The following is a 14,464-nucleotide window of genomic DNA, read 5'->3' on the forward strand; positions in this document are numbered from 1 at the left end:
GCACATCAAGCCGCCACGTCCAGCACCGTCGCGGGCTGCGCGCGGCGCGCCGCCGCGATGAATTCGGCAGCGCGCTCGCCCACCATGACCGTCGGCGCATTCGTATTGCCGCCAATCAGCGTCGGCATCACGGAGGCGTCCACCACGCGCAGCCCTTGCACGCCGCGCACACGCAGTTGCGGGTCCACGACCGAGCGGGCGTCGCCGCCCATCCGGCACGTGGCCACCGGGTGATAGATGGTGTCCGCCCGGCGCGCGATGGTCTCGCGCAACTCGGCGTCGGTCTGGCCCGGCTTCGTGTAAAGCTCCTTGCCGCCTGCACTCGCGAGCGACGGCGCCTCCACGATGCGCCGCGCCAGCTTCGCCCCTTCCACGAGCAGATCGAGATCGCGCGGGTCCGAGAGGAATTGCGGATCGATCACCGGCGCCACGCGCGCATCCGGGCTCGCCAGCGTCACGGTGCCGCGGCTCGCGGGACGCAGCACACAGACGTGCAGCGAATAGCCGTGCCCCCAATGCATGTGCCGGTTGTGATCGTCCACGATGGCGGTGCAGAAATGCAGTTGCAGGTCCGGACGATCCAGCCCCGGCCGGCTCTTGATGAAGCCGCCCGCCTCGGCCACGTTGCTCGTCAGCATGCCGCGCCCGTCGCGCATGAAGGTGAAGAACGCGGGCACCATCTTCGCGAAGCCGCGCAGCGAGAAGCCCGTCGTCTCGCTGGACCACACGCGCTTGTTGAGCGTGAAGTCGATGTGGTCGATCAGATTGCGGCCCACCTCCGGCGCGTCGTAGAGCACGGGCAGCCCGAGCGCCTGAAGCTGGGCGCCCGGCCCGATACCCGAGCACATCAGCAGTTGCGGCGAATTGAACGCGCCCGCCGCGAGCACGACCTCGGCGCGCGCCGTGAGTTGCCCGATGCGGCCGGCGCGTGCCACTTCGATGCCGGTCGCGCGGCGCCCGTCGAAGGTGACGCGCAGCACCGCGGCATCCGCGATGGTGGTGAGGTTCGGCTGCGCACGATCGTAGAGGTAGGCACGCGCCACGCTGCAACGCCGGCCGTCGCGCTGCGTCACCTGATAGAAGCCGACGCCTTCCTGCAGCGGGCCGTTGAAGTCGTCGTTCGGCGTGAAGCCCGCCTCGACGGCAGCCTGCAAAAAGCGCTCCGAAAACGGATTGCGAAAGCGTAGGTCGGACACGGTGAGCGGCCCATCGGCGCCATGCCACGCGTTCGCGCCGCGCTCGTTGCCCTCGGCACGGCGAAAGTACGGCAGCACGTCGCCCCACGACCAGCCCTCGCAACCCAGTTGGGCCCATTCGTCGTAATCGAGCGGATGCCCGCGCGTGTAGATCATCGCGTTGATCGCGCTCGATCCGCCGAAGCCCCGGCCACGCGGCTGGTAGCCGCGGCGCCCGGCGAGTCCGGGCTGCGGCGCCGTCTCATAGCCGTAGTTGGTCTTCATGCGGAACGGCACCGCGGCCGCCACGCCCACCGGCATGTTGACGAAGAGGTTGTGCTCCGTGTGCGGGCCGGCCTCGACGAGGGCGATGGTGGCGTCGGGACAGAGATCCGCGAGGCGGCTCGCCAGTGCACAGCCGCCGGAACCCGCCCCGGCGATGATGTAGTCGAACTCCATGTGCTCCTCCTGATTTTCGCCCGCGTTTTGTCGCCTGGCGGTGTCTCGTGCACACTTGTCTACGTGTGTTTTTTGCGCATTGTAGGGACCGTTACCGTGGCACGGCGCGTTCGTGCCAGAGCGATCCCTCTAAACGTGGGACGGTCGGCGCACCTATGATGAAGCACCGCGCGCGGGCGCCCCGGCGCCTCGGCGCAGACTTCAGCGGCCGCTGAACGACGTGTTCAAACGCACGCGAATCGCATGAACAACGCGCCGCGCGCCACCGCGCGAGACAATCAAACAGAGGCGAGCCGGCGGTGCGCGGAACGCCTCACCGGCGCCCCAAGCAAGCAACGAAAACACCAGACAACCGCCGTCTAGATCACGGCTCGCGCCGGCTGACGAATTCGAGCTCACCAGCCGACGGACACATGGAGACAGCAACATGGACGCGCATGCCTTCGGCAAGACGCACGACGTGACCAACCAGGTGCCGCCGCTAGCGGACTACAACCTGTTCACGCGCGACGCGGCGCTGGCAGCCGCCGTGGAGCGCGAAGGCGCCGGCTGGCACACCGAAGCGCTCACGCGCGATGGCGCCGCGCTAACCACGCCAGACGTAATCGCCCTCGCCGACCTCGCGAACCGTCACACGCCCGAACTCGCCACGCACAACCCGCGCGGCGAACGCATCGACGCGCTCGAATTCCATCCGTCCTGGCACACGCTGCTCGCGCTGCTGCGTCGCGAGGGTCTGCACGCACTGCCGTTCTCGGACCCTCAACGCGGCGCCATGGCCGCGCGCTGCGCGGGCTACTTTCTGCACGCGCAGCTCGAATCCGGCTCGCTGTGCCCGCTCACCATGACCTTCGCGAGCATCCCCGTCCTGCAACGCGAGCCCGCGCTTTTCGAAACGCTGCGCGCGCCGCTCTATTCGCGCGATCACGACGCCCGCGACCTGCCCTACACGCAGAAGCGTTCGATGATGATCGGCATGGGCATGACCGAAAAACAGGGCGGCTCGGACGTGCGCACGAACCGCACCGAAGCGCATGCACTCGACAGCAGCGGACGCGGCGGCGAGTACCGGCTCGTCGGCCACAAGTGGTTCTTTTCCGCGCCGCAGTGCGACGCGCATCTGGTGCTCGCGCGCACGGGTGAGCACGAAGGGCTCTCGTGCTTCTTCGTGCCGCGCTTCGCGCCGGATGGCTCGAAGAACGCCGTGCAGGTGCAGCGGCTCAAGAACAAGCTCGGCAACCGGTCGAATGCGAGCAGCGAAGTCGAATTCCTGAACGCGTGGGGCGTGATGGTGGGCGACGAAGGGCGCGGCGTACCCACCATCATCGAGATGGCGAACTACACGCGGCTCGATTGCGTGATAGGCAGCGCGGCGCTCATGCGCGCGGCGCTCGTGCAGGCCATTCACCACGCGCGGCACCGCACCGCATTCGGCCGCCACCTGGCGGACCAGCCGCTGATGCAGAACGTGCTGGCCGACCTCGCGCTCGAATCCGAAGCGGCCACCGTGTTGTTCATGCGCCTCGCGCGTGCCTTCGAAGATGCCGCGAGCACGCCCGAAGCGCGCGCGTGGCGCCGCATCGTGACGCCCGCCGCGAAGTTCTGGGTCTGCAAGCGCGCGCTCGAATTCACGGGCGAGGCGATGGAAGTGTGGGGCGGCAACGGCTACGTGGAAGAAGGTCCGATGGCGCGCTTCTACCGCGAGGCGCCGGTGAACTCGATCTGGGAAGGCTCGGGCAACGTGATGTGCCTCGACGTGCTGCGCGCCATGGAGCGCGAAGCCGATGCAGCTCAGGCGCTCTTCGCCGCATGGCGCGACGACGCGCAGGGACACCCGGCGCTGGGCGCGGCGCTCGTCAACCTGCTTGCCACGCTGCAGGGCGACCCCGCCACGCGCGAAGCCAGCGCGCGCCGCATCGCCCAGCAGCTCGTGCTGATCGCGCAGGCCGTACTGCTCGTGCGCCATGCGCCGGCGCACGTGGCCGATGCGTTCATCGCGACGCGCCTTGCCGGCGAAGGCAACGGCGCATCGGGCGGGACAACAGGCGGCCGTGTCTACGGCACGCTGCCGGCCGCGTTCGATCACGCGGCGCTCGTCGCGCGCGCGTTTCCAGCCTGAGGCGTGAAGCCTCGTCCACGCTTTGAAAGAGCCAAACGGGCCAACCAACGCCAACCAACGCCAACCAACTACGGCAACACCCGAACACAACGCGGCGACTCAAAACCACAGACCGCGCATCGCCGCTGCCAAAAGGAGCGGCATCACCAGCACCACCAGGGAGAGCACAGCATGAAGAACGACTTGCCGGATCTAGCCGCACTCGACGCCCTGCTGCGCGAGCAGCGCGAAGCGTATCTGCGCGCGCCGTATCCGTCGTGGGAGCAGCGTGCACGCCATCTCAAGGCGTTGCGCGCCATGCTGCTCGACAACCGCGACGCGCTGGCGGAGGCCATGAGCGCCGACTTCGGCAATCGCGCGAAACAGGAAGTGCTGCTCGCCGAATTTCTGCTGGCGAAGAGCGAAATCGACGAAGCGCTGAAGCACGGCAATCGCTGGATGAAGCCGCAGCGGCGCAGCCCCAACCGCTGGCTGCGTCCCGCGCGCGTGAAGGTGGTGCCGCAGCCGCTCGGCGTGGTGGGCATCGTGGTGCCGTGGAACTATCCCGTGCTGCTCGCGGCAGGCCCGCTCATCTGCGCGCTCGCCGCAGGCAATCGCGCCATGATCAAGATGTCCGAGTTCACGCCGCGCACCTCGGCACTGTTCGAGACGCTTATCACGAAGACCTTCTCGCGCGACCACGTGGCCGTGGTGAATGGCGACGCGAACATTGGCGCCGCCTTCACCGGCATGCCGTTCGATCACCTGCTCTTCACGGGCTCCACGCGCGTGGGTCACGAGGTGATGCGCGCCGCCGCGGCGAACCTCACGCCGGTCACGCTGGAACTGGGCGGCAAGTCGCCCGCCGTCATCGGGCCGCATGCGCGCTTCGACTACGCCGTGGACAGCCTGCTGCTCGGCAAGACGCTGAACGCAGGGCAAACGTGCGTCGCGCCCGACTACGTGCTCGTGCCGCGCGGCCGCGAAGACGCGTTCATCGCGCGCGCCCGCGCCCGCATCGCGAAGCTGTATCCGGATTTCGCACGCAACCGCGATTACACGACGATCATCTCGGAGCGGCATTACGCCAGGCTGCAACGCCTCGCCGACGAAGCGCAGGCCGCGGGCGCACAACTGCACGCGCTGGCCGACACGCCGTCCGACGCCGCAAGCCGGCGCTTCGCGCCCACCGCCGTCACGGGTGCGCCGGACCACGTCGCGCTGATGCAGGAGGAAATCTTCGGGCCGCTCCTGCCCGTGGTGCCCTACGACACCATCGACGACGCCATCCGCTACATCAACGCGCGGCCGCGGCCGCTCGCGCTCTACCTCTACGACGACGACGCGGCCACGGTGGAGCGCGTGACGCGCGAAACCATCGCGGGCGGCATGGCCGTCAACGAGACGCTGATGCACCTTGCCTGCGAGAGCCTGCCCTTCGGCGGCGTGGGCGCAAGCGGCATGGGTGCGTACCACGGCTACGACGGCTTCGTGACGTTTTCGAAGATGAAGCCCGTGTTCACGCAGGCGCGCCTCAACACGCGCAACCTCGTGGCACCGCCTTACGGCAAGGTGTTCGAGCAATTGATCAAGACGATGCTGCGGTTTTAGGAAAGCGTAGAGGTCGGGCTCGGACGACGGCGGGAAAGCGCTCGAAAGACCGCTACGGCGCGGCGGGGAAGCCGGGAGGGGACAAGGCGAAGGACTGGTTTGCCGACCTAGCTGCCCGGCAAACGCGGGAACCCGCCGGGCGGCGGACCGCCGAGCAAGGGCGTAGAAGGCCCGGCACCGGGGCCGCCCGGCCCGCCGGACCCGCCGCCCGCTGCGGCCCCGTTCGCCTCACTTCCCGCCTCGGCCGCAGCACGATCATCCACCCCGCTTTCAAGCCGATGCAGCCACGCGAGCAGTTCGGCCACGGCCTGATAGAGCTTGGGCGGAATGCGCGCGTCGAGGTCCACCTGCATCAGGAGCGAAACCATCTCCGGCGCTTCGTGCACGTAGAGCCCGGCTTCCTTCGCGCGCTGCACGATCATCTCGGCAACGAGCCCGTAGCCCTTCGCCACCACGCGCGGCGCAGCGGCGTCGTTCTGGGCGTCGTAGAGCAGCGCAGCCGCGCTCTTGCGTTGCGTGCGGCTCATCAGATGTCCCAGTCGAAGTCGAGGTGGGTCGTGCGGGAGGCCACGGGAAGCGGCCCTTCGGTGACCGGTGACGCGGGATGTGCGGCGTCTGCCCGTGCGCCGGCTTCGTCCGCTGAATCGGCGGCATCGGCGGGCACAGCGCCGGGGATCTGGATCTGCGCATCGGCGGCGGTTCGCGCATAGGCGCTCGCGGCTTCGGCGGCCGGTCTCGGCTGGCGGGCCTGGTCCGGCTGGAACGGCCGCGGCCCCAAGCCCGCCGCCAGCGGTTCAGCGTCTTCGGCAAGCGTGCTGCCGCCAATCTCCCGAATCGACAGCCCGTGCAGCGCAATGCCCGCCGCCGCGAGCGCGCGCCGGAACGTCTCGCTTTGCGCCGCCAGCCGCGACGCGCCACCCGGGCTCGCCTGCACGCGCGCGACGAGCCCGTCGCCCGTCAGCGTGAGTTCGGCATCCACGGTGCCGAGCGTGGGCAGCGAAAGCGTGACGCGCGTACGCCACGGCAACTCGCCCGCCTCCATGCCCGCGCTGCGCGAGCGCTCGCCGCCCTCTTCCTCGATGGTCCAGTCGAGCCGCACGCCCGGCCACGCCTCGCCGGTCCAGCGAAACTGGCCGGTCGCGAGCAGATCGAGCTGCTGTCGCACCACGGGAATCGTCGCCGGATGCACGGCAGCGGCATTGGCTTGCGCGGAATCGGCCGAAGCAGACGCCTGCGTTTGCGAGGCGCCGCCGCCGTGCAGCAGCGCGCGCAAGGTCTGCGCCGAGGGCGGCGTGAACGCCGCCGCGTAGGCGCCCGGCTCGCCATGAAACGGGCCGACCGCGCCCGCCGCCTGAGGCGGCGCGCCGAATGCGCGGCCAGCGCCGGCGGAAGCGGCGTTCGCGTCGCTGGAGGCGGCAAAGCGCTGCCCGAACGCGACGGCGGAACCGGGGCCGGTCCACGGAGCGTCGAGGTCGTCGGAGGCGCCCGTCCAGTCGGACGGCATGGCGGCCGCCGCGGCGACAAGCTGGTTCTGCGGCTCGCCCGCGAGCTGCGCGGGCGTGCGCATGCCGGCCAGCCATTGAGCAAGGTGCGCTTCGTAGAAGAGGCCGCTTTCGGAGACGGTCTGGGCAAGCGCAGCCGCCAGCGCGGTAACAGGCACCTGAACCGGTGCGACGATGGCGCTTGCCGTGCCCGTCGCCTGGGCGCTGGCGCCAGAGGCCGACGCAGTTGTTCCCGCCGTGCCAGCAGCAGCCGCGCCGCCCGCCTGGGCAGCAGTAGAAGCAGTAGACACGGCCGAGCCGGCAGCGCCCTCCCCCGTCCCGTCCAGCAGATCCGCAACCGCCGACCCCGCCACAAAAGCGGACCACGCCGCGCTATCCGCGGTCTGGGCGGTCTGAATGGTATGGACGTCGAGTGCCGGCGCCGCAGGCCAGATGGGCGCGGTGCCGATCACGGCGGGCGTGGCGTCGCCGCCCGAGCGCACGATGGCGTCGAGCGTAAGGGCCACGGCGGAAAGTGCGGTCTGGGCCGATGCGGGAGGCGGCGGCGGTGGCGCCGGAACCGCGCCGGGCTGCGCAGCGGTGCCGGCCGCAAGCGCCGACGCGCCAGCTTGCGTGGCACCCGCGGCGCCTGTCGGGCCGGTCGTGAGCAGGCTGTCGAGGCGGCTCGCGGCGAGCGCAGCCGCTACCGGTTCGATTCCGTTCATGCGCTCCCCAAGATGCGTCGCCCCGCGCCGCCGGCCCGTGCCGCAGCCAGCGGTTCAAGACCGGGCGTCGCGGCGGCGCGGGCCTCGCGCCGGTTCCTGCCGGCCTAAGTCGTTGGTTACTCGTTGGTTGCCCCGAAAACGTCCGCCGCGCCCGTCTGTGGCAACTTCAGGGGGCGCCGTATAACTCCTGCAACACGCGCGCCGGATGCGACGCGCCGGAAAAAAGCCGCGAAAGCCGCGCCATGCGCGGGCTCGCGAGGTCGCGAATGGCCGCGTCGTCGGCGAGAATCCGGCGAATCAGGTCGTACTTGCGCATCCGTTCGGCGTCGCTCAGCTTCACGCCCTGCTCGGCCTCCTTGAGCGCCTCCACGAGACGCCGGTACTCGTCCTGCAGTCCGATCAGATCGTGCCAGAGCGCTTCGCGAGCCGCCGTGAGCATCCGCCCGGAAAGCGCTGCAATCGCCTCGTAACGGGCGAAATATTCTGCTTTCGAATTCATCTCATCGTTTCCGCGGATGGCTGTCCCGCCATCCGCGCGATCTCCGGGGCTATGCCCAACCAGGCTTCTTCGAGCGTCGCGATAAGACCGTCCACTTCGATCAGCATCGCTTCGCTCTCTTTTAGGTTTGCTTCCACGAGGCGCCGCCCGATGTACGTATAAAGCGCATCGAGCCGTTGCGCGATCTCGCCGCCCGCCTCCTGGTTCAGCGACACCTGCAGGCCGTTCTGCACGATGTTGATCGCCTTGCCGATCGCCTCGCCGCGCGCCGCGACGTTGCCTTGCTGAAGGTGCATGCGAGCCTGCGCGATCGCCTTGCGTGCGCCTTCGTACAACATGGCGATCAGACGATGCGGACTGGCACCCATCACCCCAGTTTCGACGCCTACGCGTGCGTACGCATTGGCTCCTGAATGGGCTGGGGAAAACATGGGGCGCTCCTCTTCTAGGGTCGGTGGGTACGGTGAGACCGCCTCGCATGCGCACATGCAAGGCGACCTCTGTAGCCGTGTTATCGGAAGAACGCGGGGAAGCTTTAGCCTGCTTCAGGGGAGTCCATGGCGCCCGAACGCACGCGCGCAGCACCTGCGCCTCGCCGTTCGGGACGGCTGCAAGCCGCCGCGGACATTGGGGGTCGAATCGACGCGGGACAGCCTGACGTCAGACCGACATCTGCATGATGTCGTTGTAGGCCGACACGAGCCGGTTGCGCACCTGCAGGCCGAACTGGAAGCCGACGTTGGCCTTCTGCATGTCCACCATCACGTCGTTGAGGGACACGTTGGAGGCGCCGAGTTCGAACGCCTGGGCTTCGCCCACGGCGCTTTTCTGGTCCGAACTGATCTTGTCGAGCGACGCCTTGAGGGCCGAGGCGAAACCGCCGGGCGTCGCGGCGCCCGAACTTTCCTCGGCCTTCTGCGAGCCGCCGGCGGCCTGCGCCGCCATCGACTGGATTTGCGAGAGCGCCGACGAAAGCGCGTTCACGGGCAAAGTCATGATGTCTCCAGGAGCATGGGAAGGCCGGTCCGGCGCTGCCCGTTACAGGGGAATGACCGGGCAACAGCGCGGGGCGGATGCGGCACGCGAACAACGCCTATGCGGCACACCTGCGGCCCGTGCGACACCTGGTCCAGCCTTGACGAAAAGCATAGCAGTGGGGTCTTTCCGAAAGACCGGAAAGAAGGGGGAAAACCCGGCTCTATTCGGACAATAGGGTTGCGGGGTCATGCGGATAATCGGTGGCATGAAAGTCTGCGTCCGTACGCCCCCGGGGTAGTTGACGCGAGGTATTCCGGAACGCGCCCAGGCCGGCGCGGCAAGGAAATGGCCTCCGCAGCCCCGGCACCCACCGGCTCGCCAGACGCCCGCATTCCGGAGATACCCGAAGCATGGATTCGTCTGCCAACTCGTTGATCAACCCCGACGCCCGCATGGGCCTCGCCGGCGCAGGCCAGCCGGGCGCGGGCACGCCCGCCGCCGGCGGCCAGCCGGGCGCCGCGGACGACCTGGGCGGCGGTTTCGCGCAACGGCTGTCGTCGCTGCAAGGCCTGCGGCAGATGCGCGGCAACCCGCGCGCGCCGCTCATTTTCGCGGTGGCCCTGCTCGTGGCCGTGGTGGCCGGCCTGATCCTGTGGTCGCGCGCGCCGGACTACAAGGTGCTCTACAGCAACCTGTCGGACCGTGACGGCGGCTCCATCATTACTGCGCTGCAACAAGCAAACGTTCCCTACCGCTTCAGCGACGGCGGCGGCGCCATTCTCGTGCCGGCCGACCAGGTCCACGAACTGCGCCTGCGGCTTGCCTCCCAGGGGCTGCCCAAGGGCGGCGCAGTGGGCTTCGAGCTGATGGACAACCAGAAATTCGGCATCAGCCAGTTTGCCGAGCAGGTGAACTACCAGCGCGCGCTGGAAGGCGAACTCCAGCAGACCATCGAATCCATTTCCAGCGTGCACTCGGCGCGCGTGCATCTGGCCATTCCGAAGCCCTCGGTGTTCGTGCGCGACAAGGAAGCGCCGTCGGCCTCCGTGCTCGTGAACCTGTACCCGGGCCGCGTGCTCGACGAAGGCCAGGTGTCGGCGGTCACGCACATGGTGTCGTCCGCGGTGCCGGACCTGCCCGTGCGCAACGTCACGATCGTGGACCAGGACGGCAACCTGCTCACCCAGTCGTCTTCGGGCGCCGGGCTCGATGCCTCGCAGCTCAAGTACGTGCAGCAGGTGGAGCGCACCACGCAGCAGCGCATCGACGCGATCCTCGCCCCGCTCTTCGGCGCCGGCAACGCGCGCTCGCAGGTGAGCGCCGACCTGAATTTCTCGAAGATGGAGCAGACGGCCGAAACCTACGGGCCGAACGGCACGCCGCAGCAGGCCGCCATTCGCAGCCAGCAGACCAGCACGGCGACCGAGATGTCGCAGGGCGGTGCCTCCGGCGTGCCCGGCGCGCTCTCGAACCAGCCGCCGCAACCGGCTTCCGCGCCCGTCGTCGCGCCGAACGGTGCGAGCGGCGCGGCCCCCGCCACGCCGGTGAGCGACCGCAAGGACCAGACAACGAACTACGAACTGGACCGCACCGTGCGCCACGTGCAGGGCGCCATGGGCGACATCAAGCGGCTTTCCGTGGCGGTGGTGGTGAACTACCAGCCGCTCGTGGACGCCAAGGGTCACGCCACCATGCAGCCGCTCTCCGCCGAAAAGCTCGCCCAGGTCGAGCAGCTCGTGAAGGACGCCATGGGCTACGACGCCAAGCGCGGCGACTCCGTGAACGTGGTGAACGCCGCGTTCACCACGGACGTGGACCCGAACGCCAACCTGCCGTGGTGGCGCCAGCCCGACATGATCGCGCTCGCCAAGCAGATCGGCACGTGGGTGGGCATCGCGGCAGTGGCGCTGTTCCTGTACTTCGCAATGGTGAAGCCCGCCATGCGGCGCGCGTTCCCGCCGCCGGAGGCGCCCGCGGCCGCCGCGCTGGCCGGCCCCGACGAGCCGCTGCTGCTCGATGGCGTGACGCCGGTCGAGAAGCTGGGCGAAGACGAATCGGAACTCGCGCAGCTGGCCTTCGAAAACCAGAAGCACAAGTTCGAACGCAATCTCGAGTACGCCCGCACGATCGCGCGCCAGGATCCGAAGATCGTGGCCACCGTGGTCAAGAGCTGGGTAAGTGACGAATAACCCAGTGACGAATGACCCAGTGACGAATGACCCAGTGACGAATGACCCAGCGATGAATAACCCGGCGACGAACACTGACAGGCAATGGCCATGAACAACGAAGGCGTGATGCGCAGCGCACTGCTGCTGATGTCCATCGGCGAGGAAGAAGCCGCGCAGGTGTTCAAGTTCCTCGGCCCGCGCGAGGTGCAGAAGATCGGCCTCGCCATGGCGTCGCTCAAGAACGTGACGCGCGAGCAGGTGGACGACGTGCTGCAGGAATTCGTGCGCGAAGCGGAACAGCACACGGCGCTTTCGCTCGATTCGAGCGAATACATTCGCAGCGTGCTCACCAAGGCGCTGGGCGAAGACAAGGCGGGCGTGATTATCGACCGCATCCTGCAGGGCAGCGACACGAGCGGCATCGAAGGGCTCAAGTGGATGGACTCGGCCGCGGTGGCCGAACTCATCAAGAACGAGCACCCGCAGATCATCGCGACGATTCTCGTGCACCTCGACCGCGACCAGGCCTCGGAGATCGCCGCCTGCTTCAGCGACCGCCTGCGCAACGACGTGCTGCTGCGCATCGCGACGCTCGACGGCATTCAGCCCGCCGCGCTGCGCGAACTGGACGACGTGCTGACCACGCTGCTCTCGGGCAGCGACAACCTGAAGCGCAGCCCGATGGGCGGCATCCGCACCGCGGCGGAAATTCTCAACTTCATGCCGAGCCAGTTCGAGGAATCGATTCTCGAAAACGTGCGCCAGTACGACGCGGAACTCGCACAGAAGATCGTCGATCAGATGTTCGTGTTCGAGAACCTGCTCGACCTGGAAGACCGCGCGATCCAGCTGCTGTTGAAGGAAGTGGAGTCCGAGGCGCTCATCATCGCGCTCAAGGGCGCGCCGCCCGCGCTGCGCCAGAAGTTCCTCTCGAACATGTCGCAGCGTGCAGCCGAGCTGCTCGCCGAAGATCTGGATGCGCGCGGCCCGGTGCGCGTGTCCGAAGTGGAAACGCAGCAACGCCGCATCCTGCAGGTCGTCCGCAATCTCGCCGAGAGCGGGCAGATCGTGATTGGCGGCAAGGCAGAAGACGCATATGTCTGAGCACGACACCCGGCACGAGGCGGCCCGCCGCCGCGATGCCACGGCCTACCAGCGCTGGGAGATGGCGTCGTTCGACCCGCCGCCTCCCGAAGAGCCCATCGACGACGGCGCATTCGAAGCCGAACTCCAACGGCTGCGCGACGCCGCGCATGCCGAAGGCGTGGCCTCGGGCCACGTCGCGGGCCAGGCGCTGGGTTACCAGGCCGGCTACGAGCAGGGCCATGCGCAAGGCTTCGAGCAGGGCTTGACTGAAGCGCGCGCCCAGGCCGCGCAGATCGGCGCGCTCGCGGAGACGTTCCGTCAGGCGCTGGAAGGCGCGCAGGCCGACGTGGCCGAAGCGCTCGTCACGCTCGCGCTCGACATCGCGCAGCAAGTGGTGCGCCAGCACGTGCAGCACGACCCCACCGCACTCATCGCGGCGGCGCGCGAAGTGCTCGCCACGGAACCCGCGCTCGCGGGCGCCCCGCAACTCGTGGTGAGTCCTGCCGACCTGCCCGTGGTGGAAGCGTATCTGCTGGAAGAACTGCAAACGCGCGGCTGGACCGTGCGCACCGACCCGGCCATGGAACGCGGCGGCTGCCGCGCCCAGGCGGCGACCGGTGAAGTGGACGCGGCGATCAGCACGCGCTGGGAGCGCGTGGCGGCCGCCCTTGGAAAAGTGAGCACGTGGTGAAGCAACCGACCATCGACGCCATTCGCGCAAGCGACCTCACGCCGCTCGAACAGGAGCTGGCGCTGGCGTCGTTCGGTCCGCAGGCGCCCGTGCACGACGCCGCGCTCGCGGCCAATCCGTATCTCGAGGCGTGGCGCGGCCGGCTCGACGGCCTGCGCGAGCGCAATGCGCGCGCGTTGCCGCTGCGCGCCTGCGGGCGCCTCACGCGCGCCGCGGGCCTCGTGCTCGAAGCGGTGGGCCTGCGTCTTTCGGTAGGCGCCGAGGTGATGATCGAGCTGCCCGCAGGCAGTTCGTTGCCGATGGCCGAAGCCGAAGTGGTGGGCTTCTCGGGCGACAAGCTGTTCCTCATGCCCACCACCGAAGTGGCGGGCCTGCTGCCCGGCGCGCGCGTCTATCCGCTGGAAACGGTGCCGATCGCCGACCCGATGGCGGGCGCCAAGCGCCTGCCCGTGGGCTGGGAACTGCTGGGCCGCGTGGTGGACGCCTCGGGTCGCCCGCTCGACGGCTTCGGTCCGCTCGGTTCGAAGAACGACGCGCCGCTCACCGCGCCCTCCATCAATCCGCTGAACCGCGAGCCCATCCACAAGGTGCTCGACGTGGGCGTGCGCGCCATCAACGCCCTCCTCACCGTGGGGCGCGGCCAGCGCATGGGTTTGTTCGCGGGCTCGGGCGTCGGTAAATCGGTGCTGCTCGGCACGATGGCGCGCTATACGAGCGCCGAGGTGATCGTGATCGGTCTGATCGGTGAACGGGGCCGCGAAGTGAAGGAATTCATCGAGCAGATCCTGGGCGAAGACGGCCTCGCGCGATCCGTCGTGGTGGCCGCGCCCGCGGACGTGTCGCCGCTGCTGCGTATGCAGGGTGCGGCGTACGCGACCTCGCTCGCCGAATATTTCCGCGACCAGGGCAAGCACGTGCTGCTGCTCATGGATTCGCTCACGCGCTACGCCATGGCCCAGCGCGAAATCGCGCTCGCCATCGGCGAGCCGCCTGCCACGAAGGGCTATCCGCCTTCGGTGTTCGCGAAGCTGCCGGCGCTCGTGGAGCGCACCGGCAACGGCCCCGCGGGCGGCGGATCGATCACGGCGTTCTACACCGTGCTCACCGAAGGCGACGACCAGCAAGACCCGATTGCCGACTCGGCGCGCGCCATTCTGGACGGCCACATCGTGCTTTCCCGCGCGTTGGCTGAGGCGGGCCACTATCCCGCCATCGATATCGAAGCCTCGATCAGCCGCGCGATGACGGCGCTGATCGACGACGCGCATCTCGACAAGACGCGCATGTTCAAACAGATGCTGTCGCGCTATCAACGTAACCGCGACCTCATCAACGTGGGCGCCTATTCGAGCGGGCGCGACCCGGTACTCGACCGCGCCATCTCGCTGTACCCGCGCATCGAGGCATTCCTGCAGCAAGGCTTTCGCGAGAGCGCGAGCTTCGAGTCGAGCGTTGCGATGCTCGGCGCCCTCTTCGGTGAAGGAGCATGA

The 14,464-nt window shown here is 68.6% G+C and carries 12 protein-coding genes; 6 read left to right on the forward strand and 6 right to left on the reverse strand.

All coding sequences use genetic code 11. From position 1 onward, the window contains the following. Positions 1-5: 5 nt before the first annotated feature. Positions 6-1,634, reverse strand: a complete 1,629-nt coding sequence (locus tag PXJ20_RS01505; RefSeq protein ID WP_421030008.1) for a GMC family oxidoreductase — start codon at positions 1,632-1,634, stop codon at positions 6-8. Positions 1,635-2,061: 427 nt separating this feature from the next. On the opposite strand from PXJ20_RS01505, the gene PXJ20_RS01510 reads away from it, so the two are divergent. Further along, positions 2,062-3,753 (forward strand): isovaleryl-CoA dehydrogenase, encoded by a 1,692-nt coding sequence (locus PXJ20_RS01510; protein WP_421030009.1) that lies wholly within the window; start codon positions 2,062-2,064, stop codon positions 3,751-3,753. A gap of 171 nt (positions 3,754-3,924) precedes the next feature. After that, positions 3,925-5,343, forward strand: coding sequence for a coniferyl aldehyde dehydrogenase (locus tag PXJ20_RS01515; RefSeq protein WP_421030010.1), 1,419 nt, complete (start codon positions 3,925-3,927; stop codon positions 5,341-5,343). A 107-nt stretch (positions 5,344-5,450) separates the two neighbouring features. On the opposite strand, the gene PXJ20_RS01520 is transcribed toward PXJ20_RS01515, so the two are convergent. The 5 genes from PXJ20_RS01520 to fliE form a co-directional block, all read right to left on the reverse strand. Further along, positions 5,451-5,870, reverse strand: a complete 420-nt coding sequence (locus tag PXJ20_RS01520) for an EscU/YscU/HrcU family type III secretion system export apparatus switch protein (RefSeq protein WP_199544745.1) — start codon at positions 5,868-5,870, stop codon at positions 5,451-5,453. Further along, entirely contained in the window at positions 5,870-7,549 is a 1,680-nt protein-coding gene (locus PXJ20_RS01525) for a flagellar hook-length control protein FliK (protein WP_421030011.1), read from the reverse strand. Before PXJ20_RS01525 ends, PXJ20_RS01520 begins: the two co-directional genes overlap by 1 nt. Positions 7,550-7,715: 166 nt before the next feature. Next, entirely contained in the window at positions 7,716-8,048 is a 333-nt protein-coding gene (locus PXJ20_RS01530) for a flagellar protein FliT (protein ID WP_017772108.1), read from the reverse strand. After that, a complete protein-coding gene (gene fliS, locus PXJ20_RS01535) occupies positions 8,045-8,479 on the reverse strand; it encodes a flagellar export chaperone FliS (RefSeq protein WP_026120906.1) in 435 nt (144 codons plus the stop codon). Before fliS ends, PXJ20_RS01530 begins: the two co-directional genes overlap by 4 nt. Positions 8,480-8,708: 229 nt before the next feature. Next, positions 8,709-9,044, reverse strand: coding sequence for a flagellar hook-basal body complex protein FliE (fliE, locus tag PXJ20_RS01540; protein WP_126878147.1), 336 nt, complete (start codon positions 9,042-9,044; stop codon positions 8,709-8,711). Positions 9,045-9,436: 392 nt separating this feature from the next. Here fliE and fliF point away from each other — a divergent pair, with 392 nt between their 5' ends. The 4 genes from fliF (at position 9,437) to fliI (ending at position 14,464) form a co-directional block, all read left to right on the forward strand. After that, positions 9,437-11,215 (forward strand): flagellar basal-body MS-ring/collar protein FliF, encoded by a 1,779-nt coding sequence (gene fliF, locus PXJ20_RS01545; RefSeq protein ID WP_277597005.1) that lies wholly within the window; start codon positions 9,437-9,439, stop codon positions 11,213-11,215. A gap of 90 nt (positions 11,216-11,305) precedes the next feature. After that, positions 11,306-12,301 carry a flagellar motor switch protein FliG gene (gene fliG / locus PXJ20_RS01550; protein WP_026120907.1) on the forward strand — a complete coding sequence of 332 codons (996 nt, stop codon included), beginning with the start codon at positions 11,306-11,308 and terminating at the stop codon, positions 12,299-12,301. Further along, positions 12,294-12,974, forward strand: coding sequence for a flagellar assembly protein FliH (fliH, locus tag PXJ20_RS01555; protein WP_017772113.1), 681 nt, complete (start codon positions 12,294-12,296; stop codon positions 12,972-12,974). The genes fliG and fliH overlap by 8 nt, the downstream gene beginning before the upstream one ends. Then, the gene (fliI, locus tag PXJ20_RS01560) at positions 12,971-14,464 is read left to right on the forward strand and encodes a flagellar protein export ATPase FliI (protein ID WP_026120908.1); all 1,494 of its coding nucleotides are present in this window, start codon (positions 12,971-12,973) and stop codon (positions 14,462-14,464) included. The genes fliH and fliI overlap by 4 nt, the downstream gene beginning before the upstream one ends.

Origin of the sequence: Paraburkholderia sp. A1RI_3L (assembly GCF_048957895.1) — a bacterium.
In the GTDB taxonomy this organism is placed as follows: Bacteria; Pseudomonadota; Gammaproteobacteria; order Burkholderiales; family Burkholderiaceae; genus Paraburkholderia; species Paraburkholderia kururiensis.

Bases quoted from the DNA above. Each gene is read 5' to 3' on its own strand.
- fliG (WP_026120907.1), top strand. From the start codon at position 11,306: ATGAACAACGAAGGCGTGATGCGCAGCGCACTGCTGCTGATGTCCATC.
- PXJ20_RS01525 (WP_421030011.1), bottom strand. From the start codon at position 7,549: ATGAACGGAATCGAACCGGTAGCGGCTGCGCTCGCCGCGAGCCGCCTC.
- PXJ20_RS01510 (WP_421030009.1), top strand. From the start codon at position 2,062: ATGGACGCGCATGCCTTCGGCAAGACGCACGACGTGACCAACCAGGTG.
- fliE (WP_126878147.1), bottom strand. From the start codon at position 9,044: ATGACTTTGCCCGTGAACGCGCTTTCGTCGGCGCTCTCGCAAATCCAG.
- PXJ20_RS01530 (WP_017772108.1), bottom strand. From the start codon at position 8,048: ATGAATTCGAAAGCAGAATATTTCGCCCGTTACGAGGCGATTGCAGCG.
- fliS (WP_026120906.1), bottom strand. From the start codon at position 8,479: ATGTTTTCCCCAGCCCATTCAGGAGCCAATGCGTACGCACGCGTAGGC.
- PXJ20_RS01520 (WP_199544745.1), bottom strand. From the start codon at position 5,870: ATGAGCCGCACGCAACGCAAGAGCGCGGCTGCGCTGCTCTACGACGCC.
- fliF (WP_277597005.1), top strand. From the start codon at position 9,437: ATGGATTCGTCTGCCAACTCGTTGATCAACCCCGACGCCCGCATGGGC.
- PXJ20_RS01505 (WP_421030008.1), bottom strand. From the start codon at position 1,634: ATGGAGTTCGACTACATCATCGCCGGGGCGGGTTCCGGCGGCTGTGCA.
- fliH (WP_017772113.1), top strand. From the start codon at position 12,294: ATGTCTGAGCACGACACCCGGCACGAGGCGGCCCGCCGCCGCGATGCC.
- PXJ20_RS01515 (WP_421030010.1), top strand. From the start codon at position 3,925: ATGAAGAACGACTTGCCGGATCTAGCCGCACTCGACGCCCTGCTGCGC.